Here is a 23,001-nt window from a genome sequence, read left to right on the forward strand (position 1 = left end):
TATTCTTTATAAATCTAAATTTACAATCATTTTTCATAAATTTATCGCTTTTTAAAACAATTAAACACAATCAAATAATTAGCTATTTTTTAATACTAAAACCCATCCAACCTTTCACATTTCCTTCACAATTCTATCGACAAATCCAATTAACACAAACTGTACATATAAATAAGAATTATTATTATTCGCATAACCTTTATGATTTAAAGTCCTGAAATTATGTCTTTCATCAAAACCCGCAAGAAAATTGTATCGTCTGCAATTGCTTCTTCTCTCTCTGTGATAGCAACCGCTGCTATCGCACAAGAACAAGTTGAAGTATTAAAAACTATTAATGTGCATGCTGAAGCAAATCAAGCAGAATCATTGAAAATAGATCAGTCTGCGAACGCGAAATTTGTAGCTCCGCTAAAAGATACGCCAAAATCGGTGTCAATTCTTTCCCAAAAGCTACTTCAAGAAACGAATTCAAATACCCTACTCGAAGCTCTACGCAATGAACCAGGTATTACACTTGGTGCTGGTGAAGGCGGCGTTCCATATACAGATATTCCTTATATTCGTGGTTATAACGGCCAATCTTCTATTTATGTTGATGGTGTTCGTAATGCAACAGCTCAAACTCGTGACATGTTTGCGATTGAACAAGTTGAAGTCATCAAGGGCTCAAGCTCTGCTTTAACTGGGGGAAGCGGGATTGGTGGCAGCATTAACCTTATTCCAAAAATTGCCCATGAAGGTAATGTTTATCAAGGATCTGTTGCGGGTGGTACAGACAACTACCGTCATATTCAGCTTGATGCCAACAAAGACTTTGGCAATGGTGTTGCTGGCCGTGTTGTTGTTATGGGCCATGAAAATGACAAACCTGGTCAAAGTAATGGAGCCGAATACGCTCGTGTTGGTATTGCACCGAGCCTAGCGCTCGGCTTAGGTTCTGCAAACCGAGCTACATTAAGCTATTACTTCTTAAAAAGTAATGATGAACCTGATTCAGGTATTCCATTCAATAACCCAAACCTTGTTAATAATGATGGTACACCGAAATCAAATGTTCCTGCTGGTGCAGAAAAAGGAGATGGTAAGCCTGTCGCTGTTAAGCAAGGAGCATATTATGGTTGGAAAGCGCGTGATTTCGACAAACGCGAAAACCATATTGGCTCATTGAAGTTAGAACATGACTTTAATGATGATCTAACACTTAGTAACACAGCAAGCTATAGCCGCTCTAAAGCAGACTATATCTACACTAACCCAGATGACTCTAAGAGCAACATTTATAAAAATCAAGTTTGGCGCCGTGTTACACAATCTATTCGTGAAACAGAAGCGTTCACAGATCAACTATCTTTAGCCGGGAAACTTCAAACTGGTCAGCTTACACATAGTTTTAATGTAGGTGCTGAATATAGTCGTGAAGAGACTGAACGTGGCTCATATAACATCATCTACCCTGGTTATAAGGGAACAACGACAACTGGCTTTGATAATACGTGTAAAAATAATGATGGGTGGTGTACCAGTTTAACAAATCCATCTGGGAATGCCTCATGGTTAGGTTCATTAACAACGAATCCAAAACAAAGAACATCAACCAATGAAACAGTATCAATTTATGCTTTAGATAGCACTGAATTCAATAAATACTGGTTGCTCAATTTAGGTGCGCGTTGGGATAAATTCGATTCAGAGTTAAAGTTCAATAAGGACTACATAAGTGGTAACACTACTACGCCTGCTGGAACTGTGTATACCAATGACTCTGATTTCTTCTCGTATCAAGCTGGCGTAGTATTCCGTCCAACTGAACATGGCAGTATTTATGCAAGCTATGCTACCGCTGCTAACCCAGTAGGTATGGATGCTGATATTGATGGCCTGTCTGCATCGAATCAGGCTTTAGATCCAGAAAAAGCTCGTACTTACGAAGTGGGAACAAAATGGAGCCTTTGGGAAAATCGCGCGAATGTTACAGCCGCAATTTTCCGTACCGAAAAGCAAAATACGCGTATTGCAGTTGATGCAAACACCACAACTAATGCTGGTGAAAGTAAAGTTGATGGTTTTGAGCTTGGTTTAACTGGTCATATTACCGATAAATGGGAAATGGCTGTAGGTTATAGCTATCTTGATAGTGAAGTTGAAAAAGCTGCCTACAATGCTGTTGCTCAAGAAGGCAAACCTCTACCATTCGTTGCAAAAAATAGTGCAAGCTTATGGACCACTTATAAAGTTCTACCAAAACTAACCGTAGGTGCAGGTGCACAATACCGTGACCAAGTGTATGCAAACACAAATCCAAATACCGCATTGACTTCAACCAAAATCTTACCTGCATTCACTATTTACAATGCAATGGTTCAGTACAAAGTTGATGAAAATGTAGATCTACAATTAAATGTTAATAATATTTCTGACAAACGTTACTTTACTAGTGCCCATGCAGCTCATTATGCAAATGAGGGTGAAGGTCGTAACGCAGTGTTAGCAATTAACTTTAAATATTAATCCTAAATCCCATAATATTTTTATGGATTTCATTTAGTTTCCTATAAAATAGCCTCATCATGAGGCTATTTTTACAAATAGAATATATCTTAAAAGGTGTTTGCCGTGATTCATCATATCCCCAATGTTTTAAGCAAAGAGCAAGTTGCCGAGTTTCGTAAGCTCATGGAAGATGCCAATTGGGTAGGTGGGAAAGTGACTGCCGGCACCTTGTCTGCTTCTGTGAAAAGAAATCAGCAACTCTCAGAACAAGATCCCCTTACTCATCATTTAAGTGATCTTGTCATCAAAGCAATTTGGCAAAATCCAGTGTTTCAGGCCGCAGCCCTACCCCACAAAATTATTCCACCACTTTTTAATCGTTATGATGAACATGAAAGCTTTGGTTTCCATGTAGATAACTCGATTCGCCTTATCCGTGGAACTTCTGAACAGCTACGCACTGATTTATCTTGCACATTATTTTTAAGTGAACCAGATGAATATGAAGGTGGTGACCTAGTGATTGAAGACACTTATGGTTATCACGAAGTTAAATTACCGGCAGGTGATGTCGTGCTCTACCCGTCTACTAGCCTGCACGAAGTCAGTAGCATTACCACAGGTACTCGTTTTGCTTCTTTTTTCTGGGTACAAAGTTTGGTCCGTGACGATAGTAAACGTCATCTTTTATTTAATCTTGATGAGAGCATTCGAGAACTACGTAAATCACACGGCGATAACTATTCAGAAGTCATGAAGCTGACCAATATTTATCATAATTTAATCCGTATGTGGTCAGAACTGTAACTATATTTATTTTTGCCTTTTTAAGAGCAGATAATCTTTTTTACCTTAATAAGGCAAAAATATGAAAATTATTTCCCACAAAAAACAAAACAGCGCAAAATTAGAAAATTATTTTCTAAACAACTTAACTAAAATTATGATAAGAATTTTGCACAAGGTGTAATCATTCTTTAGATGTGATATATCTAAATAACAAGATTACCTGCAAACCACCAAACTTATTATTTCATGGTCTAGAGATGAAAACGAATTACTTGTTTGCCCCGCCTACTCAAGCAAGACATCATCTGCAACTCCTGATGCTGCGCCAAGCGCGCGTATAAAAATTTTGTCTGCTTTTTAAAGCAGCACTTTGAAATTCCCTTTAATTTTTCTAAATTAGATACCATATATTAAGTAGAGACGTTGCCTTTTAAATATATCCAGAGCAACCGCGCTACGAGACAAGGAGTTTTCTCATGATGTTGGCTGACCCTAGCAAAAAATACCGCCGTATGTACCAGCGTGTGGATTTACCAGATCGCCAATGGCCAAATAACGAAATTACAAAAGCGCCAATCTGGATGAGTACGGATTTACGTGACGGTAACCAAGCAATTTTTGAACCAATGAACATGGAACAAAAATTCAAAATGTTCAAAATGCTTGTGAAAATTGGTTTTAAGCATATTGAAATCGGTTTCCCTTCTGCATCTCAAATTGACTTCGATTTTACTCGCATGTTAATCGAAGAAAATCATATTCCTGATGACGTATACATTGAGGTTTTGGTTCAAGCACGTGACCATTTAATTGAACGTACTTTTGAATCTTTGGCAGGTGCTAAACGAGCGATTGTACATATTTATAACTCGAACTCTCCAACCTTCCGTCAAAAGGTGTTGAATGTAGATGTTGATGGCGCAAAACAATTAGCAATTAATGCTGCTCAAAAAGTTAAAGAGTATGCGGCTCAATATCCTCAAACAGACTGGATTTTCCAATACAGCCCAGAATGTTTCTCTGCAACTGAATTAGAAGTCGCTAAAGATGTCTGTGATGCCGTCACAGAAATCTGGGATGCACGTCCAGATCATAAAGTTATTTTAAACTTGCCAGCGACTGTAGAAGTTTCTACACCAAATGTTTATGCAGACCAAATTGAATGGATGCATCGTAATTTGGCACGTCGTGATGGTGTAATTATTTCTGTTCACTGCCACAATGACCGCGGCTGTGGTATTGCTGCATCAGAACTTGCCATTATGGCTGGTGCTGACCGTGTTGAAGGCTGTGTGTTCGGTAATGGTGAACGTACAGGTAACGTTGACGTTGCAGCTATTGCATTGAACATGTATACCCAAGGTGTAGCACCAGAGTTAGATTTTTCTAATATTAATGAAGTGATTGCAACGGTTGAAGAATGTACTGGTTTACCTGTACACCCTCGTCATCCATATGCAGGTGATTTGGTATTTACTGCATTCTCTGGTTCACATCAAGATGCGATTAAAAAAGGCTTCGAGTACCAGAAAAACGAAGAAATCTGGGATATGCCTTACTTACCAATCGACCCGAAAGATTTGGGCCGTGACTACGATGCTGTAATTCGTGTAAATAGTCAGTCTGGTAAAGGTGGTATCGCTTATTTATTAGAATCGAACTACAACGTTGTATTACCACGTCGTTTGCAAATCGAATTCAGTCAGGTTGTTCAACAATATGCTGATGAGAACGGTACAGAAATTAACGCTAAAGAAATCTGGACCTTATTTAAAGACGCGTATGTTGATGTGAAAAACCACCATTACACAGTCAAACACTACAAGTTATCTGACATTAATGGCACTCAAATTATCGAACTTGATATTGATGTCGAAGGTGAAACACAACAACTTCGTGGTGAAGGTAACGGGCCAATTTCTGCATTCTTAAATGCTCTTCAATTACCAATTGACGTATTGAACTATGAAGAACGTAGTATTAGTTCAGGTGCAAATGCGAAAGCCTTAACTTTAATTGAACTTCAAGTAAAAGGTACAGGTAAAGGCTCATTTGGTGCTGGTGTTCATGACAATACAGTCACCTCATCAATTGAAGCAATTATTGCGTGTACCAACCGTTTGATAGATCAAGGTGTTTTAAGTACAGATCAGGTTGTTGCCGCCGCTGTTTAATTAAAAAAAAGACTTTGGAAAGGATACCTAGCTTGGTATCCTTTCTTTTTATTCCTGAAAGATTTAAAAGGCGAAATGTTCCCGTGTCTTTTCCAGCTGATTCAGTGGGGTTAGTCACTCCGCAAAAGTTCCAATTTGAAGAACCATTACACCTTGAATGTGATCGTGTTTTGCCACGTTTTGAACTAATGGTCGAAACTTACGGCACTTTAAATGCTGATAAATCAAATGCAATTTTAATCTGTCATGCTCTTTCCGGACATCATCATGCAGCGGGTTATCACCATGAAGATGATAAAAAAGCTGGATGGTGGGATAGTTGTATTGGCCCGGGTAAGGCAATCGATACAAATAAGTTTTTTGTAGTTTCGCTAAATAATATTGGTGGTTGTAATGGCTCAACTGGCCCGACCTCACCAAATCCTGAAAATGACAATCGCCCTTATGGACCTGATTTCCCATTAGTAACGGTACGCGACTGGGTTAAAACTCAGGCCATGCTTTCTGACCGTTTGGGTGTAAATGTCTGGTATGCAGTGGTTGGTGGATCATTAGGAGGCATGCAAGCACTACAATGGTCCGTAGACTACCCTGACCGCCTACAAAAATGTGTGATTATTGCCAGTGCACCAAAGCTTTCAGCACAGAATATTGCATTTAATGAGGTTGCTCGTCAGTCAATCTTGTCTGATCCAGATTTCCATCATGGCCGTTATTTAGAAAATGATAGTTACCCGAAACGCGGACTAATTCTGGCTCGCATGGTCGGTCATATCACCTATCTTTCAGAAGAAGCCATGAAACAAAAATTTGGCCGTGATTTAAAATCTGGCAAATTTATGTACGGTTTTGATGTCGAGTTTCAAGTCGAAAGCTATTTACGTTATCAAGGTGAACAGTTCAGCCGTAACTTTGATGCCAATACCTATCTCATCATGACTAAAGCTTTAGATTATTTTGACCCATCTCGTGAGTACGGTCATTCTTTAACTGAAGCGATGGGTAAAACTAAATGCCAGTTCTTGATTGTCTCGTTCACAACTGACTGGCGTTTTGCACCAAGCCGCTCACAAGAAATTGTAGATGCACTTATTACCAATCATAAGCCAGTAAGTTATCTCGACATTGATGCTGAACAAGGACATGACTCGTTCTTATTCCCGATTCCACTGTATGTCAAAACCATGCGCGCTTTCTTAGGCGGTGAAGAACACTTAAAATCGACATCACTGGAGGCAAGCTAATGCGTATTGATCAACAACTGGCAGAAAAGTGGATTAAACCCGGCTCAAGCGTACTCGATTTAGGGTGTGGTGACGGTGAATTACTCGCTCATATGAGCCAAAAGCATCAAATTCGTGCTTATGGTTTAGAAATTGATCAAGAAAAGATTGCAATTGCCGTCAGTCGCGGGTTAAATATTATTCAACAAGATTTGAATCTCGGCTTAAGCCGCTTTGCAGACCAGTCCTTCGACTATGTGGTTATGGCACAAGCTTTGCAAGCCGTAGATGCACCCGATGTTTTATTAAGAGACATGGTGCGTGTGGGTAAACAGGCAATTATTACTTTTCCAAACTTTGCGCATTGGAAGACTCGCTCTTTTCTTGCATTAAAAGGAATGATGCCTGTATCGGATGCTCTACCATATATGTGGTATAACACCCCCAACATTCATTTATGTACATTTAAAGATTTCGAAGCACTATGTGCTGAAAATCAGATACAAATTATTAATCGACTCGCCGTCAATGGAAATCAGCAGGGAAGCCTGTTAAGCAAACATGTTCCGAATTTGTTTGGTGAAGTCGCTATTTATCGAGTGAGTGCACTATGAAAAAGACATTATTTAGCACACTATTTGCAGGACTGCTAAGTATGCAGGCTCATGCAGATTATATCGCCCAGCCACAATCGGTTGCGAGTCAGGCTGCACGTTTTTCAACAATGGGGATTAACGATCTTCAGAAAGCAGCAAAAGCTGGTCAAGCAGGCGCACAGTTTTATCTTGGTACACATTATCAATATGGTAAAGATGTAGCAAAAGATGACAAACAAGCTTTCGCATGGTTTAAAGCAGCAGCTGATCAAGGTTTATCACCAGCACAATTAAACGTAGGCCGCATGTATGCCGATGGTATTGGTGTTAAAAAAGATGAGTCTATGGCTCGTAAATACTTTGAAAAAGCAGCAAGCAATGGTGATAACCGTGCAAGCTATAACCTTGCTATGATGGAAGAGCAAAAGAAAAACTACGTTGGTGCTTACCAGTGGTATGAGCTTTCAACTCGTGATGGCATGCTCGACAATAAAGTGATTAGCCTATCTGAAGGTAAGAAAACTGCTCTAGCAGCGAACTTAACTCAAGAACAAATCCGTACAGCGCGTGACCGTGCAGACAAATGGATTCAAGCACAATAATAACGGTTCATCCGTAAAAAACCTTACTCGACTAAAGCCACCTTGTATGCTCTACAAGGTGGCTTTAGTTTAGGTTGTCCCATTTTATATTCTATTTATTTCCCTCTATATCCCCTCTTAAAAAACACGTAACATAACTCACGTTCGATATTAGCTATAAAGTTTGGTTTTATTATGTCTACCCCACATTGGTTTGATCAGGGCAGTTTAGTTCTTGCCAGCAATAACAAAGGTAAAGTCGCAGAGTTTGAAAAACTTTTTGAACAGCTTAATTTACCAGTAGAAATTATTCCTCAAGGTCGCCTTAATATTCCTGATGCAATTGAAGATGGTTTAAGCTTTATTGAAAATGCCATTATTAAAGCTCGTCATGCCTCTAAAATTTCAGGTAAACCTGCTATGGCTGACGACTCTGGTATTTGTGTACCAGTCTTAGGCGGCGCACCTGGTATTTATTCAGCACGCTATGCTGGAGAACATGGTGACGATGCAGCCAACAATGCCAAATTATTAAATGACCTTTTACCCTACCGTAAAAATGGTGAAGTGATTGAAGGTATGTTTGTGTGCGTACTTGCTTTAGTCACTCATGCTGAAGATCCTTTACCACAAATTTTCCAAGGTATTTGGCACGGCGAAATTTTAGAAGCGCCACGTGGTGAAAATGGCTTTGGTTATGACCCATTGTTCTGGTTGCCTGAACTACAAGTTTCTAGCGCTGAGTTGTCTAAAGAAGATAAGAATAAGATTAGTCATCGTGGACAAGCGATGCAGTTATTTAGAGAGAGCTTACAGAAGTAAGCTGATCACATGGCCACAATATGCAGCGTTAGAATATATTAAACTTTGTATAGGCAGACCTTACTTTTCAAAGATGAAAAAGTAAGCAAAAATCTTTTGTTAGACTGATGGTACGTTCATGTACCACAGTCTAACTGGCGGCATCCATGTCGCCTTCGCACAAGCAGATATAGGGGAAAAATTTTTAAATTAATTATAGTGGGAAATGCAAAAATACCGCATAAATCGCAATAAAAATACAACTCACAATCGTCCCTGAGGCAATATAAGCCGCCGATCTTCCCGTCCCTTGATAATGTGTTTCTAGCGCTACAATATTGGCTGCTGGCGGCAGACAGAACATTAAAAACATCACTCCAATTTGCTGACTGATATTTGGAATGGGTAAAAATCTATAAGTTAAGCCACAAAGAATAAACCCGCACACTACTTTAAATGCTTGAGCTTTTGTACTGTAAATTAAGTCTTTTAAATGCACTCGGGTACGGCGTAGCCACATTCCCAGCACACACATACCAGCAAAAGTCATGACAAACTTGGCAACTTCATATACCCAATGTATAGCAGGATGCTCGATATGTTGAGCACCTAACGACCTAAGTAAAAGTGCACAACATATTGAAATACACGGTGGAGAAGTTAAAACCTTTTTTAATATGTTGAGCTTACTTTGTGGTGCAGTGGTGACTGCCGTAACAGCCCATGCATTGCCAAAAAGAGAGACTCCAATATATAGCGCAACAATAGGTGCCGTAGCATCAGGGCCAAATAAAGCCATGGCAAAGGGAAAGCCAAGCCACCCCATGTTGGTATAACTTACGCATAGCGCTAACAATCTGTCTTTAAATAAAGCTAAATAAGCAAAGAAAATAAGAAATGCTGAACCGAAGCTAAACAGCATTAAACTCAAACTACCTGGCTGATAAAATACCATGTTGTAAATAATAACAATTGGAATCAATAAACGGGAAAGCCAAGCTGAAAGAACAGGTTTTAACGTTTCTGAAAGAGAAGTCTGAGCAAGTAAAAGTCCAGTGATAAATGCCAATATTGGCAGTAGTAGCGCCACGCTCTCTCCTCTTGCTCATCAAAACCAGCTTGCTATGCTACACCTTTTCAAAATGAAATGTACTCTCCATTTCAAGTAATTTAAGTGACTCTTTTCAAACTATGTATAAATAAAAAAACAAGATATTCAGTTTATAAAATGAACTTTTTAGGTTTTGACAGTCATTCATTGTCTTAAAAATGACATATAAATGTCACATTCCTGTCATGGCAACCTGTTGATATAAAGCAAACTGAAAAGAGGTATAAGATCATGGCCGGTTTATCTATTTGGCATGTCGTTATTTTTGCAATTGTCGTTATTTTATTATTCGGTACGTCTAAATTAAAAAATATCGGTAAAGACGTAGGCGGTGCAGTAAAAGACTTTAAAAAATCAGTTCGTGAAGAAGATGAGACCACTGCTCTTAATACTCCACGTACAATTGATGCCCAAGTCAAAACACCTGACAGCACATCAGTAAAAAGCTAAAGGTTTTCGACCATGCTTGATGTAGGAATGACAGAGCTACTCTGTTTTGCAATTATTGCAATTTTAGTTTTAGGTCCAGATAAACTTCCAGAAGCTGCACGCTTTGCTGGTCGTTGGTATGTTCGCCTAAAACGTTATATTACCAATTTGCAAAATGAGATTGATCAAGAGTTGCGTCTTTCTGAGTTTCGAAAAGAAATGCAAGAAGAACTCAACCGCATTGAAGCACTAGAACGTAAAGTACAACAACAGCTTGAAGAAATTCAAAAGCAGAATATTTCTGAAAATATAGATAAGGCTGAGGCAACCAAATCAGTGCCCCAACCTATTCGGATATGTCTTCCTATATCAGGCCATTATAAAGTGCCATACATTAGAAAATTTATGCCTTTAGCATCATCAACTGATATTTCAGAGACATCACCTGTTAAATTGAAGATTGCCGTATGAACCAACTGCCTTCAACCACTGTAAATAATCAGGAAAATTTAGACCAAATGCCAATCATGAGCCATTTGGTCGTTTTACGACGTCATTTATTTAGGATTGTCGGAGTAACCTTATTTTTATTTTTTTGCTTATTACCATTTAGAAATAATACTTACCAATTACTATCCGAACCTTTGAGGCTGCAACTTCCAACCTCCTCGTCAATGATTGCAACCGATGTCACTGCAACATTCATGGCGCCTTTTAAACTCAATTTATTTGTCGCACTTGTGCTGGCAATGCCATTTATTCTGTATGAAATCTGGTCATTTGTTCGTCCAGCGCTGTATCAAAAAGAACGTCATTTAGCACTACCATTACTCATCGGTAGTATTGTCTTGTTTTATGCGGGTGTTGCTTTTGCATATTACATTACTCTTCCGGCAATTTTACATTTCTTTATTAGTGTATCGCCTGAAACTGTTGCACCGATGACGGATATTAATAGCTACCTAAGCTTCTGCTTAAAGTTATTTTTAGTATTTGGACTGACTTTTGAAATTCCAATCGCTACGCTTCTCCTTATTTTAATCGGTGTGGTAAATACAAAAAGCCTTGCTGAAAAAAGACGTTTTATTATTGTTGGATGTTTTTTTGTAGCGATGTTTATTACACCGCCAGATGCAATTTCAATGGTGATGTTAGCAATTCCAATGTGGTTGCTTTTCGAACTTGGCCTCCTCTTCGGTAAAATTCTTGAGAAAAGAAAAGCCCACTCTGCTGAATAAAATGATTTCTAAGGAAAAGCCTGGACCTACAAGTTCAGGCTTTTTTATGTAGAACACTTTTTAATCTACAAAGCAATAAACTGTCTTCAAAGTGACTTAAAAATGTAAGAAAAGTGTCATTTTCAGTCCATAGAATCAACTCAACAAATATACCCACAAAATTTACGGATTTCTTATGACAACTGCTTCTACTCAACCAACGCGTCGCGAAATTTTAAAATGGTTTTCGGGGATTCCTTTTCTACCATTAGGAGCGATGGCTACGGCAGCAACATTAGCAGGTTGTAATGATAGTGATGACAGCTCAGTAGTCACTCCCACACCACAACCAAGCAAATTTAAAAATGCAAAATTCACAGCAATGCCAGCGCCAACAACTGCGGCAGACCGTGCAACAACTGTAGTGAATTCTAAATTAAAAATTGATTGGGAAAATTCAACCAGTACTGAATACCAACTCGCTTATAAACCTTTCTTTAAAACTGGTGATAGCGTACCAAAACTTGGTGGTGGGACGATTATCGCGGGTGGTTATTTTGATGTTAATGGCAATCCTATTATGGATAAGTCAGTTGCTGGTAAAGAACGTCAATTCTTTTCAGACTGTCCAGATGGTTCATCTCTAATTCAATTAGAAGGTGCGAAAGTTGAAGGCGTAGCAAACCCAGTGTTCCATGTCGTTCAATTTGAATACAACTCTAAAGACCAAGCAGGTGGTGATACTTACGGTCAATTACCTTCACCAATTGCCATTTTAACTTTAGATCAAGACCAAAAAACAGGTCACTTAGAACTTAAAAAATACTTCAATGTTGATACTGCTCCTGTTCATGGCTTATGGATCACTTGTGGTGCAAGTTTATCGCCTTGGAACACTCACTTATCAAGTGAAGAATACGAGCCAGATGCATTCAATCAAGGCATTGGCGGTACAGATCCAAAATATCTTGGTAAATACTTCTTTGGTGACGAAACTAAAGCAAATCCATATAACTACGGTCATTTGCCAGAAGTAACGGTTAACCTTGATGGTACAGGTAGCATTAAAAAGCACTATTGTTTAGGGCGTATTTCTCACGAACTTATCCATGTTATGCCAGACAACCGTACAGCACTTATGGGAGATGACTACACCAACGGTGGCTTCTTCATGTTCGTTGCAGATAAAGAAAAAGATTTATCAGCAGGGACACTATATGTTGCTAAATACATCAATACTCTAACTGAAACCTCAACTGCTAGCATTCAATGGATCAAACTTGGCCATGCGACAAGTAAAGAAATTGAGGATTTAGTTGCTGGTGGGATTAAGTCAACTGACATCATGGAAAGTTTAACAACCAATCCAAATGATGCGAGCTATACTGAAATCACTTTGGCAAAGAAACAGCTCTGGGTCAAACTTAAACCAGGCATGGAAAAAGCAGCAGCTTTCTTGGAAACACATCGTTATGCAGCACTAAAAGGTGCAAGTATGGCGTTCACCAAGATGGAAGGTACTAACGTAAATATTAAAGATAAAGTTGCTTACTCTGCTTTAGCTAATATTCAAGATTCAATGGTCATTGGCGGTAAAGGTTATGTTGCGGAACATAATGTAGCGTTCTCTAAAAAGATTACTGCTGGTGGCGTGCTTGCACACAAGTTAGGTAATAGCTTTACAGACAACGAAGGTAGCGCAATCAATAGCGAGTGGGTTCCTCTTTACTCATATATGCTACTCATGGGTGAAGATCTTGCTGCGAAAGATAGTTTAGGTAATACAGCGAATCCAGACAAAATTGCTAGCCCAGACAATCTGAAGTTCTCCGAAACTTTACGCACATTATTCATTGGTGAAGACTCAGGTAACCACGTGAACAACTTCTTGTGGGCATACAATGTAGATACCAAAGAGTTAACACGACTGCTTTCTACACCTGCAGGTGCAGAGTCAACAGGTTTACATGCTGTAGATTCAATCAACGGTTGGACTTACATCATGAGCAACTTCCAACATCCAGGCGACAGTAGTAGTGTACCTGAGGATGTTAAGGCATTAATTAACCAAAATTACAACAATGGTTATAGTGCTAACGTCGGCTATATTACAGCAGACCCAATTGCCCCTTCAGTCACAACTAAATAATTTTTCATAACCTCTTTAAATATTAAAGCTGGCTAAGGTCAGCTTTAATATTTTTACATTCAACTTTTACTTTTTATGAAAATTAAATGAAAAATTACAGAACTTTTCATTAACTTATCATCAAAACGTCAACACCTCGTCACATTCACAAACTAAGCTCATGAAGAATTTTAGAACAATCTCTTTATTTACTTAGGAATTCCCCATGACAGAGCTGTCGCCATATCATGAAGACCAAGAACTGGACAATAATACTTCTGACAACATCCACTTTCGTGACATTTTAGAACAACACATCAGTCGCCGTAGTTTAATTACTAAAGCAGCAAGTGGTGCTGTAGCGTTAACTTTAGCCTCTACATTAACAGGCTGTAATGATAGCGATGATGATTCAGGTTCTAACAACGGTGGAACCACACCTGTAGACCCAAATAAAAAACCAGAAAAATTAACTTTTACCGCAGTTGCGAAAAACCATAATGATATTGTGACTGTACCTGAAGGTTATGAAGCGAATGTTATCTATGCTTTAGGTGACTCAATCAATCCAAAAGTTGGAGATTGGGACGACAATAATATTCCATCTGGTCCAAGCTTCCAGTTTCGCTCTGGCGACTGCCATGATGGTATGCATTATTTTGGCTTAAATACTTCAACAAACCGCTTTGACGAAAGTGTTTCAGCTGAAGGTTTGTTAGTCATGAATCACGAATATATCAACCAGACCTTCCTTCACCCAAAAGGTCCAACAAGAGTTGATGGACGTCGTCCTGAAGATGAAGTCATTCGTGAAACCAATGCGCATGGCGTTTCTATTGTTCACATTAAAAAAGACCCAATAACTCAACAAGTAACAATTGATAAAAGTTCTGCTTTTAACCGTCGTATTACAGCATCAACAGAGATGGATTTTGAAGGTGCAGCAGCTGGTTCTGGCTTACTCGCAACTCGCTTCTCCCCTAATGCACGTAAAACTCGCGGTACCCATAATAACTGCGGTAATGGTTATACACCTTGGGGCACATACTTAACCACGGAAGAAAACTTTATTGGTTATTTCCAACGTTCAGGTAGCGATGAATATGCACGTACAGATGCAGAAAAAATTGCATTAAAGCGTTATGGGTTAGGTGTTAAAAAAGATGAGCTCTATCGTTATGAGAAAGATGAGAAAGGTGCCCCTAAAAAAGATACCGAGGGCAAAATCATTTATGAAAAAGATAAAAATGGTGAGTTAATCCCTAACGTTGATGAACAAGGACGACAAATTTATTTAGGTGCAAGTTCTCGTTACGGTTGGGAAACTGCGATTGGTCAAGTAGAGTCACAAGACTTATATGACCGCTGGAATGCCGACGTAAAAGCTGCACAAGCTACCCAAGACTACCGCAACGGTCCAAATACATTCGGATGGATGGTCGAGATTGATCCATTTGATAGACGTCAAAACCCAGTTAAACGTACTTCACTTGGTCGTTTTGCACATGAAGACAGTGCTTGCCGTGCCGTTGTAGGTCAACCATTAGCATTTTATATGGGCGATGATTCTCGCGGTGAGTACATCTATAAATTCGTCTCTACCGCAGTGTGGGATGCTAAAGATATAAATGGCGGTTATGCAGTTGGCGACAAATACATGAACGCAGGTAAATTGTATGTTGCCAAGTTTAATAACGATGGTTCAGGTCAATGGATTGAACTTGCTTATGGCAAAAATGGCTTAAATGAAAGCAACACGACCTACCCATTTAAATCTCAAGCTGACGTTGTCACATTTGCACGTTTAGCCGCCGATGCAGTCGGTGCTACAAAAATGGACCGCCCAGAATGGTGTACGGTCAACCCAGTAAACGGCGAGGTCTATGTCACCCTAACCAATAACTCAAATCGTGGTAAAGATTACGCGACCGATGCTGCAAACCCACGTAACTACACAGACCTCTACAACGGCACTAAAGAGCAAAAGGGTAACGTTAACGGTCATATTATCCGTTTTAAAGAAACTGATGACAAAACGACTGCTGAAACCTTCAAATGGGATATTTACCTATTTGGTGCAGAAGCATCTATGGCTTCAAACATCAACCTATCTGGTTTAACAGACAACAATGATTTGTCATCTCCAGATGGTATGTGGTTCGACCCACGTGGCGTACTTTGGATTCAAACAGATGATGGCGCATATACTGATGTCACTAACTGTATGATGCTTGCTGCGCTACCAGGCCAGATTGGAGATGGTGCTCCTGCAACTACCTCAAATGGTCAGCAAACTTTAGTCGGTGCTAAAGTTACAGACTCAACTTTGCGCCGTTTCTTGGTGGGACCTAAGCAATGTGAGATTACAGGTATTGCGATGACACCTGACTACAAAGCAATTTTCATTAATGTTCAACACCCTGGCGAAGATTCTGCAAGTTACTCGACACCAGAAAGTAACTGGCCAGCAACCCAGAAAGATCCAAGCAACAAAACTGCGCGTCCACGCTCAGCAACTGTTGTGATTACCCGTAAAGATGGCGGTGTGATCGTGGGTTAATTCTTAGATGATTAAAAATGCCGGTCAATTGATCGGCATTTTTATTATCATCGATTTAAGAGAACCTGTTGCTGAACAATTTGCCCACTATGCTCGCCTTGTTGGGTCTTTTCCAACCAAAGCCATTCGTTATTGGTCATTCTTAAAAAATTTGAACAACGTGTGCCATACACAGGGCTTTGAATAAAAGTCGATGATAATAACTCTTCCATTTCTGGCTGAATGCCCGTATTGGGTAATAATGCCGTTGTGACCTTACGTTCATCTTCAAGAATATCCCATGCAGCATGTTGCAAAGTTAACTCTTCCGTCTGGTGCTGAAGCATAGGCAAAAACTCTTGCGTAAAACGTGTTCTTAAATGTCTGGTTTTTTCCCAATGTTCAGACATCAAACCATTTGAAACCACATAAACACCATTGGCTAATACTTGCGGGGCTTCACCACGGTTACTCATATAAACCGCTTGATCAGCATTTCCCATAAACAGGTTAAAGCCAGCGAAGTTCTGTTGCTGCTGTTCTAATTGTTGAGCAAATCGAATCGGCAATAAATCTGACTCTAAAAAAGCCTGAACTAAATGCCCCCGAGAGGTTTCATATGATTTCTGATCTCGTCCATCACGAAAATTGGTCAAGACAGCCCATCGGCCTTGAGGTGTAACGCCCATCCAAGTACCACCCGACTGTAAATCTTGCCCAGCAATAATCGGTGTATGTTGCCACTGATGTAACAATGCTGTTGGTCGATGATAGAACTCATCCCGATTTGACATAAGACATAAGGGCATATCATCCAGAACATGCCATGCTAAAGCCACAATACACATCTTTTCTTATTCCCTATCTTTACACATTGAATGTACAACATTTTTCACATCATTCCGCTACAATCTGTCAAAACGTAAGATCAAGGAGCAGCAATGCTGACCTATCCTAATATCGATCCGGTCGCAATACATCTAGGACCTCTTCAAGTCCATTGGTATGGACTCATGTATTTATTGGCATTTTTATGTGCTTGGGGGCTTGCTTCCTACCGTGCCAAACAGCGTGATGGCTGGACATCAGAAATGGTTTCCGATCTGGTGTTTTACGGTGCTTTAGGTGTCGTTCTGGGCGGTCGTGTCGGCTACGTCCTTTTCTATGAGTTTGATAAATTCCTTGAAAATCCGATTTGGCTATTCCAAGTCTGGACAGGCGGTATGAGTTTCCATGGCGGCTTCTTAGGCGTCATGATTGCGATGTTATTTTGGTGTAAAAAATATCAAAAAACATGGTTCCAAACCCTCGACTTTATTGCCCCATGTGTACCGACTGGCTTAATGTTTGGGCGCTTTGGTAACTTTATTGGTGGAGAGCTATACGGTCGTGCGGTAACCGACCCAAATTATCCATTTGGTATGATCTTCCCAACTGATCCATTACAACTGGTACGCCATCCATCACAAATTTATCAAGCAATTTGTGAAGGCTTAATCCTATTTATTGTCTTGTGGTGGTTTAGTTCAAAACCACGTCCACGCATGGCGGTTTCTGCCCTATTTTTAATGGGCTACGGTGTTGCACGCTTCGTAATGGAATTTTTCCGTCAACCAGATGCCGACCAAGGTTTCATTTTATTTGGCTGGATGACTAAAGGTCAGATCCTCACCGTTCCAATGCTATTAATTGGCCTTTGGATGATGTGGTATGCCTACCAAAAGAAAATTTATGACTGGGGCCCACAAAAGAACAGTTAATATGATAAATCAGAGGAGTTTCGGCTCCTCTTTTCTTTTTTATGCTACAGTTTTTACTCTCCTAAAAATGAAGATACGACATGCTGGAATTCTGGTTTAACACTCAAGTCCCGACATTTAAAAAATTAGTAATTTTAATTATTACACTGTTGATCTGTATTGGGTTATATCAGTACCAACCACTGCCTTTAGATACCATTCTAATGTTTACAGGAACTGGGGTTATTTTTTTAATCTGTCGCTATTTTAAATTGCATTTTGCTCAAAAAAATCCAACTGGCCTACTTTATCGCCTGCTGACGTGGATACCTATCGCTCTTTTATTTGCACTTATTTTTGTTAAAACAATGCCGAACTTGCTGATCTGGGGTGTGCAAGGAATCGCTTTTATGGCACTTGCTGCTTTTATTTTTTCACCTCAATCACTTTTTAATAAATAGGCTCAATATATGTTGGCTTATTGGTACAACGCACCACGTCACATCAAACTTATCTTCATTATCGTTGTTTGTGTTGCAGTTTATGCTGCTAATCAAGTTCAGCCCTTACCTCCTATTTATACAATACTCAGCCTTATTTTCGGATTTGGTTTACATATTGAGCATTACTTGAATACCAAACTTTCAAACAACACATCAGGCAAATCAAGCTTGGGAGTTTTAATCAAAATCTATCCTATTTTGATCATTATTATTTTGATGTATTTGCTCCCTTTTCAGCATAAATGGATTCATCTCATACAAGCTTTAGGCTTTGTACTGGTTGGCTTTTTTCTTGTTTCGATTTATCAAAATCGTGCTAAAAGATTTAACTAAACACATTCAGCAAAAATATCTTAGAACTAATTTTAGATTTTCATCTTGAGCTACAACAGGTATCATCTTCAGTGGTTCATGATGAAGCAGCTCTATTGAGTAATTATTTATCTTCTGAGCTATCTCCCCCTTTCTATATTATGGAATTAATCCGAACTCGAGAGTGTTATGCGTGCATATTTAGACCTACTACAACATATCCTTGATAATGGCGGTGACAAAGGCGACCGTACAGGCACAGGAACCCGTTCTGTATTTGGTCATCAAATGCGTTTTGATCTCTCTAAAGGTTTTCCTTTACTCACTACCAAAAAAGTTCACTTCCGCTCGATTGTGATTGAGTTGCTTTGGTTTTTAAAAGGCGACACTAACGTCCAATACCTAAAAGACAATAAAGTTTCAATTTGGGACGAATGGGCAACAGCAGAACAAACTGCTCGCTTTGGCCGTCCAGAGCATGAACTTGGACCAGTCTATGGTCATCAATGGCGTAATTTCGGCGCAACTAAAAATGCAGACGGCTCTTATAACCAAGATGGTTTTGACCAGATTAAATGGTTAATTAATGAAATTAAAACCAATCCAAATTCACGCCGTTTAATTGTTTCTGGCTGGAACCCAAATGAAGCTGGACAAGTTGCCTTACCGCCTTGCCATACGCTCTTCCAGTTTTTCGTACAAGACAACAAGTTGTCATGCCAGCTTTATCAACGTAGTGCTGACGTGTTCTTAGGCGTGCCTTTTAATATTGCGAGTTATGCTCTACTCACCCATATGATTGCTCAAGTGTGCGGTTTAGGTGTAGGTGATTTTGTCTGGACTGGTGGTGATACACATCTTTATGCCAACCATTTTGAACAAGCTAAACTTCAATTGACACGTGAGCCTTTACCGTTATGCCAATTGAAACTAAATCCAGAAATAACTGACTTATTTGATTTCAAATTTGAAGATATCGAGATTGTAGGTTACGAGTCACATCCGGCAATTAAAGCACCAGTTGCAGTATAACAAAGGCTTAAATTTCATTAGATTACGGTTTAGAGAATAAGATTATGGCATGGCAAAATGTAGAAGTTGTCCAAGTTGTGGCAATGGACAAAAACCACTGTATTGGTAAAGGCAATGCGTTGCCATGGCATATTTCTGCCGACTTAAAACATTTTAAAGAAATCACACAAGGTGGCGTGGTCGTGATGGGCCGTAAAACCCTTGAGTCTATGGGCCGTGCTCTACCAAACCGTGTGAATTGGGTGATTACCCGTGACATTAACTGGCAGTTTGACGGTGTTAAAGTTGCGTATTCAATTGAAGATGCCTTAAATGCAGCTTTAGAAGATGTAAAGAATACCGAAAAACAAGCTTTGTTCATTATTGGTGGTGGTGAAATCTTTAAGCAAACCTTGTCGATTGCAGACCGTCTTGAGCTCACTCATGTTGACTTAGATGTACAAGGTGATGCACATTATCCAACAATACCGAGTGAGTTTCATAAAACCGCAAGTGAACAGCATGTTGATGAAAAATCAGGAACTTCATTCGAGTTTGCTACTTATAAAAAATAATTTTATGGATGCCTATGCACAATATCGGAACACGTGAATTTATTATTGCTCTACTTTTTGGGCTATTACATAGTTTATTCACGCTGTTTATTGTGTTCTCTAGCATTTGGGTATGCGTAGCGCTTTGGGTCCAACAACCTTTTGGCTGGTTAGGCAGCCGCATACTCATTGGCATCTGGATTGCTTTTGCACTCAGCATGGCTGGCTTATATGTTGAAGGTCATATTATTAGCCGCCGTACCGATATCCTGATTTATCTTTTAGCGTTTGCCTGCTCTCTTGTTTGGTATTTTTCGATTACTGCACGTCAAGATCGAGACTGGAACCCTGAAGTTGCCAATATACTGAGTTACGAAAAGCACGGCGATGTGATCACTTTGCACAATGTTCGTAACTTCAACTGGCATCCTGACGGAACCTATGATGTGCGATGGGAAACCCGCACTTTTGACCTCAACCAGTTAAATGGAGTAAATATCATTACTTCTTACTGGATGGGACCACAAATTGCTCATACACTTGTAAGTTTTGAGTTTGCACACCAACAACCACTAGTCTTCTCAATCGAGATTCGTAAAGAAAAAACTGAAGAGTTTTCGGCAATTGGCGGTTTTTTTAGAAAATATGAACTGAGCTTAATTGCTTCTGATGAGAAAGATATTGTCTATACGCGTAGCAACATCCGTAAAGAGCAGGTTTATAATTTCCCAGTCAATATGCCGCGTAGCGAGCAAAAAGCGCTATTTTTAGAATATCTTAAGAAATCGGATGAGCTACGCAAAAAGCCTGAGTGGTACAACACACTTACGAGTAACTGTACAACTTTAATTTTTGATATGGTTCAAGCAATTAACCCCTATGAACTTCCTAAAGATTATCGTCTAATCGCTTCGGGTTACTTACCTAATTATTTATATGACCTTAAAGCACTTAATCAGAATATCAGTTTAAAACAGTGGTATCAAATTGCGCATATCAACCCAAGAACTGAAAATTTTGAACAGCTCTCAGATCAGAGTAGTGAACACTTCTCTCAAATCGTTCGACAAGGTTTACCTAAAGCTAAATGAAATAAGTAATGCACTTTTCTTTACTTTTTTATACATGCTTTACTTTGTATTTTAAATACATAAACCCTATTGTAATAGGCAGGAAATAGAGGGAAAAACAATGCAACAGGCATTATTTGGCGGCGGCTGTTTTTGGTGCGTCGAAGCTGTATTTTTACAAATACGCGGTGTAGAAAAAGTAACGAGTGGTTATGCAGGTGGGCACACGACTAACCCTACTTACGAGCAAGTATGTCAAGGAGACACCCAGCACGCTGAGGTGATCTTAGTCGACTTTGATGAAGAGCAAGTAACTTACTCCCAGTTACTCGACGTGTTCTTTGCGACTCATGATCCAACGACTTTAAACCGTCAAGGTAATGATATCGGCACACAATACCGCTCTGTTATTTACTATTATAATGAAGAGCAAAAGCAGGCAGCGGAACACACGATTCAGACTCTAAAAAATGACGATCTTGATATTGTGACTGAGCTGTCCCCTGTTCCGACATTCTATCCAGCAGAAGAATATCATCAGAATTACTATGCAAAGAATCCTTCACAAGGTTATTGCAACTTTGCGATTCCACCAAAACTGCTCAAGCTATATAGTAAATTCCAGCATCTGATGAAAGATCAGTAAATCAGAGCAATAAAAAAGCAACCAGTTTGGTTGCTTTCTTATTGAGTAAACTAAATTTTAGTTTTCACTTACAAAGGCAATATCGCTCAGTCCGGCTTCACTGGCGCGAGACATTACCTGAGCAACAGTATCGTACTTCGACTCTTTATCAGCACGAAGTTGAACTGTTGGTTTAACATCGCCTTGACCTGCTTCTTGAAAACGTTTTTGAAGCTCATCTAGGCTAATTACTTGAGTATCCCAAGCCACTTCACCATTTGCATTGATACTAATCGTAATTGCTTTTGGTGGTGGATCAATAATTTCAGCAGTTGTTTTAGGAAGCGTTAATGGAATCGATGGGTTGGCAACTGTTGCTGTGACCAAAAAGATGATCATTAACACCAACATAATGTCGATTAGCGGAATGAGATTCATCTCATTCATGCCACTATCGTGGTCTTCACCCAATTGAAAAGCCATTAAGCTTGACCTCCAACGTAACTTTGCTGTGCAGTTTTAACATCAGACTTTACAGTTGAGTCTTGCTGCAACATCGTGTCAATTAACAAGCTGTGCGCTTGGTCTTGTAAGTCGTGAGCAAGACCACGGTTTGCACGTACACAAATGTTATAAGCCAATACCGCTGGAATCGCAACTGCAAGACCAAGACCTGTCATAATCAGTGCTTCACCTACTGGTGTAGCCACTTGAGCCAAACCTGCTTGTCCGCTTTTACCTACGGCAACCAGCGCATGGAAAATACCCCAAACAGTACCAAACAAACCTACGAATGGTGCAATTGAAGCAATCGTTCCTAAAACAGAAATACCTTTATCAGCATTGGCCTTTTCAGCAGAAATCTGACGAAGTAATGCCTGCTCTGCAACCGCTTTACGCTGTTCAAAACTCAAAGGTTGTAACTTTGCTTTTAGCGAAGTGATAGCCTGAGAAAGTTGAGCATAAGCTTGTTGCTTTAGCTGGCGAGTCCCCATCAAACGTAAGATGAAAACTGTCCAGGTAGCAATCGACATTGCCAATAAGATGAAATACAGGGTTTTACTCACTGCATCTGCATGTTGCCAATAGATTGAAAAGTTCATATT

General features: G+C 39.5%; 22 protein-coding genes and 1 pseudogene. 19 read left to right on the plus strand and 4 right to left on the minus strand.

What is annotated here, in order from left to right:
- Window positions 1–222: 222 nt before the first annotated feature.
- The 7 genes from J536_RS07030 (at window position 223) to rdgB (ending at window position 8,678) form a co-directional block, all read left to right on the plus strand.
- Window positions 223–2,511, plus strand: a complete 2,289-nt coding sequence (locus J536_RS07030) for a TonB-dependent receptor (RefSeq protein ID WP_032062485.1) — start codon at window positions 223–225, stop codon at window positions 2,509–2,511.
- Window positions 2,512–2,616: 105 nt separating this feature from the next.
- A complete protein-coding gene (locus J536_RS07035; protein WP_002114934.1) occupies window positions 2,617–3,300 on the plus strand; it encodes a Fe2+-dependent dioxygenase in 684 nt (227 codons plus the stop codon).
- A gap of 458 nt (window positions 3,301–3,758) precedes the next feature.
- Window positions 3,759–5,456, plus strand: coding sequence for a 2-isopropylmalate synthase (gene leuA / locus J536_RS07040; RefSeq protein WP_005066113.1), 1,698 nt, complete (start codon window positions 3,759–3,761; stop codon window positions 5,454–5,456).
- A gap of 83 nt (window positions 5,457–5,539) precedes the next feature.
- On the plus strand, window positions 5,540–6,700 hold the full coding sequence (gene metX, locus J536_RS07045) for a homoserine O-succinyltransferase MetX (protein WP_017482028.1): 1,161 nt from the start codon (window positions 5,540–5,542) through the stop codon (window positions 6,698–6,700).
- Window positions 6,700–7,293, plus strand: a complete 594-nt coding sequence (gene metW / locus J536_RS07050) for a methionine biosynthesis protein MetW (RefSeq protein WP_001217230.1) — start codon at window positions 6,700–6,702, stop codon at window positions 7,291–7,293. The genes metX and metW overlap by 1 nt, the downstream gene beginning before the upstream one ends.
- Window positions 7,290–7,877 carry a tetratricopeptide repeat protein gene (locus J536_RS07055; RefSeq protein WP_005804213.1) on the plus strand — a complete coding sequence of 196 codons (588 nt, stop codon included), beginning with the start codon at window positions 7,290–7,292 and terminating at the stop codon, window positions 7,875–7,877. Before metW ends, J536_RS07055 begins: the two co-directional genes overlap by 4 nt.
- A 174-nt stretch (window positions 7,878–8,051) precedes the next feature.
- A complete protein-coding gene (gene rdgB / locus J536_RS07060) occupies window positions 8,052–8,678 on the plus strand; it encodes an RdgB/HAM1 family non-canonical purine NTP pyrophosphatase (protein WP_017482027.1) in 627 nt (208 codons plus the stop codon).
- A 193-nt stretch (window positions 8,679–8,871) separates the two neighbouring features.
- Here rdgB and J536_RS07065 read toward each other — a convergent pair whose 3' ends face one another.
- On the minus strand, window positions 8,872–9,747 hold the full coding sequence (locus tag J536_RS07065; protein WP_017482026.1) for an AEC family transporter: 876 nt from the start codon (window positions 9,745–9,747) through the stop codon (window positions 8,872–8,874).
- 252 nt (window positions 9,748–9,999) lie between these two features.
- Between J536_RS07065 and J536_RS07070 the strand changes: the two genes are divergently transcribed.
- The 5 genes from J536_RS07070 to J536_RS07090 all read left to right on the plus strand — a co-directional run bounded on the left by J536_RS07070 (window position 10,000) and on the right by J536_RS07090 (window position 16,102).
- Window positions 10,000–10,218 (plus strand): Sec-independent protein translocase subunit TatA, encoded by a 219-nt coding sequence (locus tag J536_RS07070; RefSeq protein WP_002114991.1) that lies wholly within the window; start codon window positions 10,000–10,002, stop codon window positions 10,216–10,218.
- A gap of 12 nt (window positions 10,219–10,230) precedes the next feature.
- A complete protein-coding gene (gene tatB / locus J536_RS07075; RefSeq protein ID WP_002114889.1) occupies window positions 10,231–10,668 on the plus strand; it encodes a Sec-independent protein translocase protein TatB in 438 nt (145 codons plus the stop codon).
- The gene (gene tatC / locus J536_RS07080; protein ID WP_017398798.1) at window positions 10,665–11,435 is read left to right on the plus strand and encodes a twin-arginine translocase subunit TatC; all 771 of its coding nucleotides are present in this window, start codon (window positions 10,665–10,667) and stop codon (window positions 11,433–11,435) included. Before tatB ends, tatC begins: the two co-directional genes overlap by 4 nt.
- Before the next feature lie 175 nt (window positions 11,436–11,610).
- Window positions 11,611–13,563: a PhoX family protein gene (locus J536_RS07085; protein WP_017482025.1), complete on the plus strand. Its 1,953-nt coding sequence runs from the start codon at window positions 11,611–11,613 to the stop codon at window positions 13,561–13,563.
- A gap of 205 nt (window positions 13,564–13,768) precedes the next feature.
- Window positions 13,769–16,102, plus strand: a complete 2,334-nt coding sequence (locus tag J536_RS07090; protein WP_032062486.1) for a PhoX family protein — start codon at window positions 13,769–13,771, stop codon at window positions 16,100–16,102.
- 47 nt (window positions 16,103–16,149) lie between these two features.
- Here the strand turns inward: J536_RS07090 and J536_RS07095 are convergent, their stop codons facing one another.
- A complete protein-coding gene (locus J536_RS07095; RefSeq protein ID WP_002114777.1) occupies window positions 16,150–16,929 on the minus strand; it encodes an NRDE family protein in 780 nt (259 codons plus the stop codon).
- 93 nt (window positions 16,930–17,022) lie between these two features.
- Here J536_RS07095 and lgt point away from each other — a divergent pair, with 93 nt between their 5' ends.
- The 7 genes and pseudogenes from lgt to msrA all read left to right on the plus strand — a co-directional run bounded on the left by lgt (window position 17,023) and on the right by msrA (window position 21,916).
- Window positions 17,023–17,841, plus strand: coding sequence for a prolipoprotein diacylglyceryl transferase (gene lgt / locus J536_RS07100; RefSeq protein WP_005066098.1), 819 nt, complete (start codon window positions 17,023–17,025; stop codon window positions 17,839–17,841).
- 80 nt (window positions 17,842–17,921) lie between these two features.
- A complete protein-coding gene (locus J536_RS07105) occupies window positions 17,922–18,281 on the plus strand; it encodes a hypothetical protein (protein ID WP_002115133.1) in 360 nt (119 codons plus the stop codon).
- Between the two features lie 9 nt (window positions 18,282–18,290).
- Window positions 18,291–18,678: pseudogene (locus J536_RS07110) on the plus strand (hypothetical protein); the annotation flags it as partial.
- A 146-nt stretch (window positions 18,679–18,824) separates the two neighbouring features.
- Window positions 18,825–19,667: a thymidylate synthase gene (thyA, locus tag J536_RS07115; RefSeq protein WP_017482022.1), complete on the plus strand. Its 843-nt coding sequence runs from the start codon at window positions 18,825–18,827 to the stop codon at window positions 19,665–19,667.
- A 44-nt stretch (window positions 19,668–19,711) separates the two neighbouring features.
- Complete coding sequence (locus J536_RS07120; RefSeq protein WP_032056244.1) at window positions 19,712–20,221, plus strand: dihydrofolate reductase; 510 nt, start codon at window positions 19,712–19,714, stop codon at window positions 20,219–20,221.
- A 14-nt stretch (window positions 20,222–20,235) separates the two neighbouring features.
- A complete protein-coding gene (locus tag J536_RS07125; protein ID WP_032056245.1) occupies window positions 20,236–21,291 on the plus strand; it encodes a DUF4105 domain-containing protein in 1,056 nt (351 codons plus the stop codon).
- A gap of 100 nt (window positions 21,292–21,391) precedes the next feature.
- Window positions 21,392–21,916, plus strand: a complete 525-nt coding sequence (msrA, locus tag J536_RS07130; RefSeq protein ID WP_004794799.1) for a peptide-methionine (S)-S-oxide reductase MsrA — start codon at window positions 21,392–21,394, stop codon at window positions 21,914–21,916.
- A gap of 57 nt (window positions 21,917–21,973) precedes the next feature.
- On the opposite strand, the gene J536_RS07135 is transcribed toward msrA, so the two are convergent.
- Together J536_RS07135 and J536_RS07140 are read right to left on the minus strand one after the other, a co-directional pair.
- On the minus strand, window positions 21,974–22,378 hold the full coding sequence (locus J536_RS07135) for an ExbD/TolR family protein (protein ID WP_000885432.1): 405 nt from the start codon (window positions 22,376–22,378) through the stop codon (window positions 21,974–21,976).
- Complete coding sequence (locus J536_RS07140) at window positions 22,378–22,998, minus strand: MotA/TolQ/ExbB proton channel family protein (protein ID WP_001011664.1); 621 nt, start codon at window positions 22,996–22,998, stop codon at window positions 22,378–22,380. Before J536_RS07140 ends, J536_RS07135 begins: the two co-directional genes overlap by 1 nt.
- Between the last annotated feature and the right edge of the window lie 3 nt (window positions 22,999–23,001).

Origin of the sequence: Acinetobacter sp. 809848, assembly GCF_000581275.1 — a bacterium.
Lineage (GTDB): Bacteria > Pseudomonadota > Gammaproteobacteria > Pseudomonadales > Moraxellaceae > Acinetobacter > Acinetobacter pittii.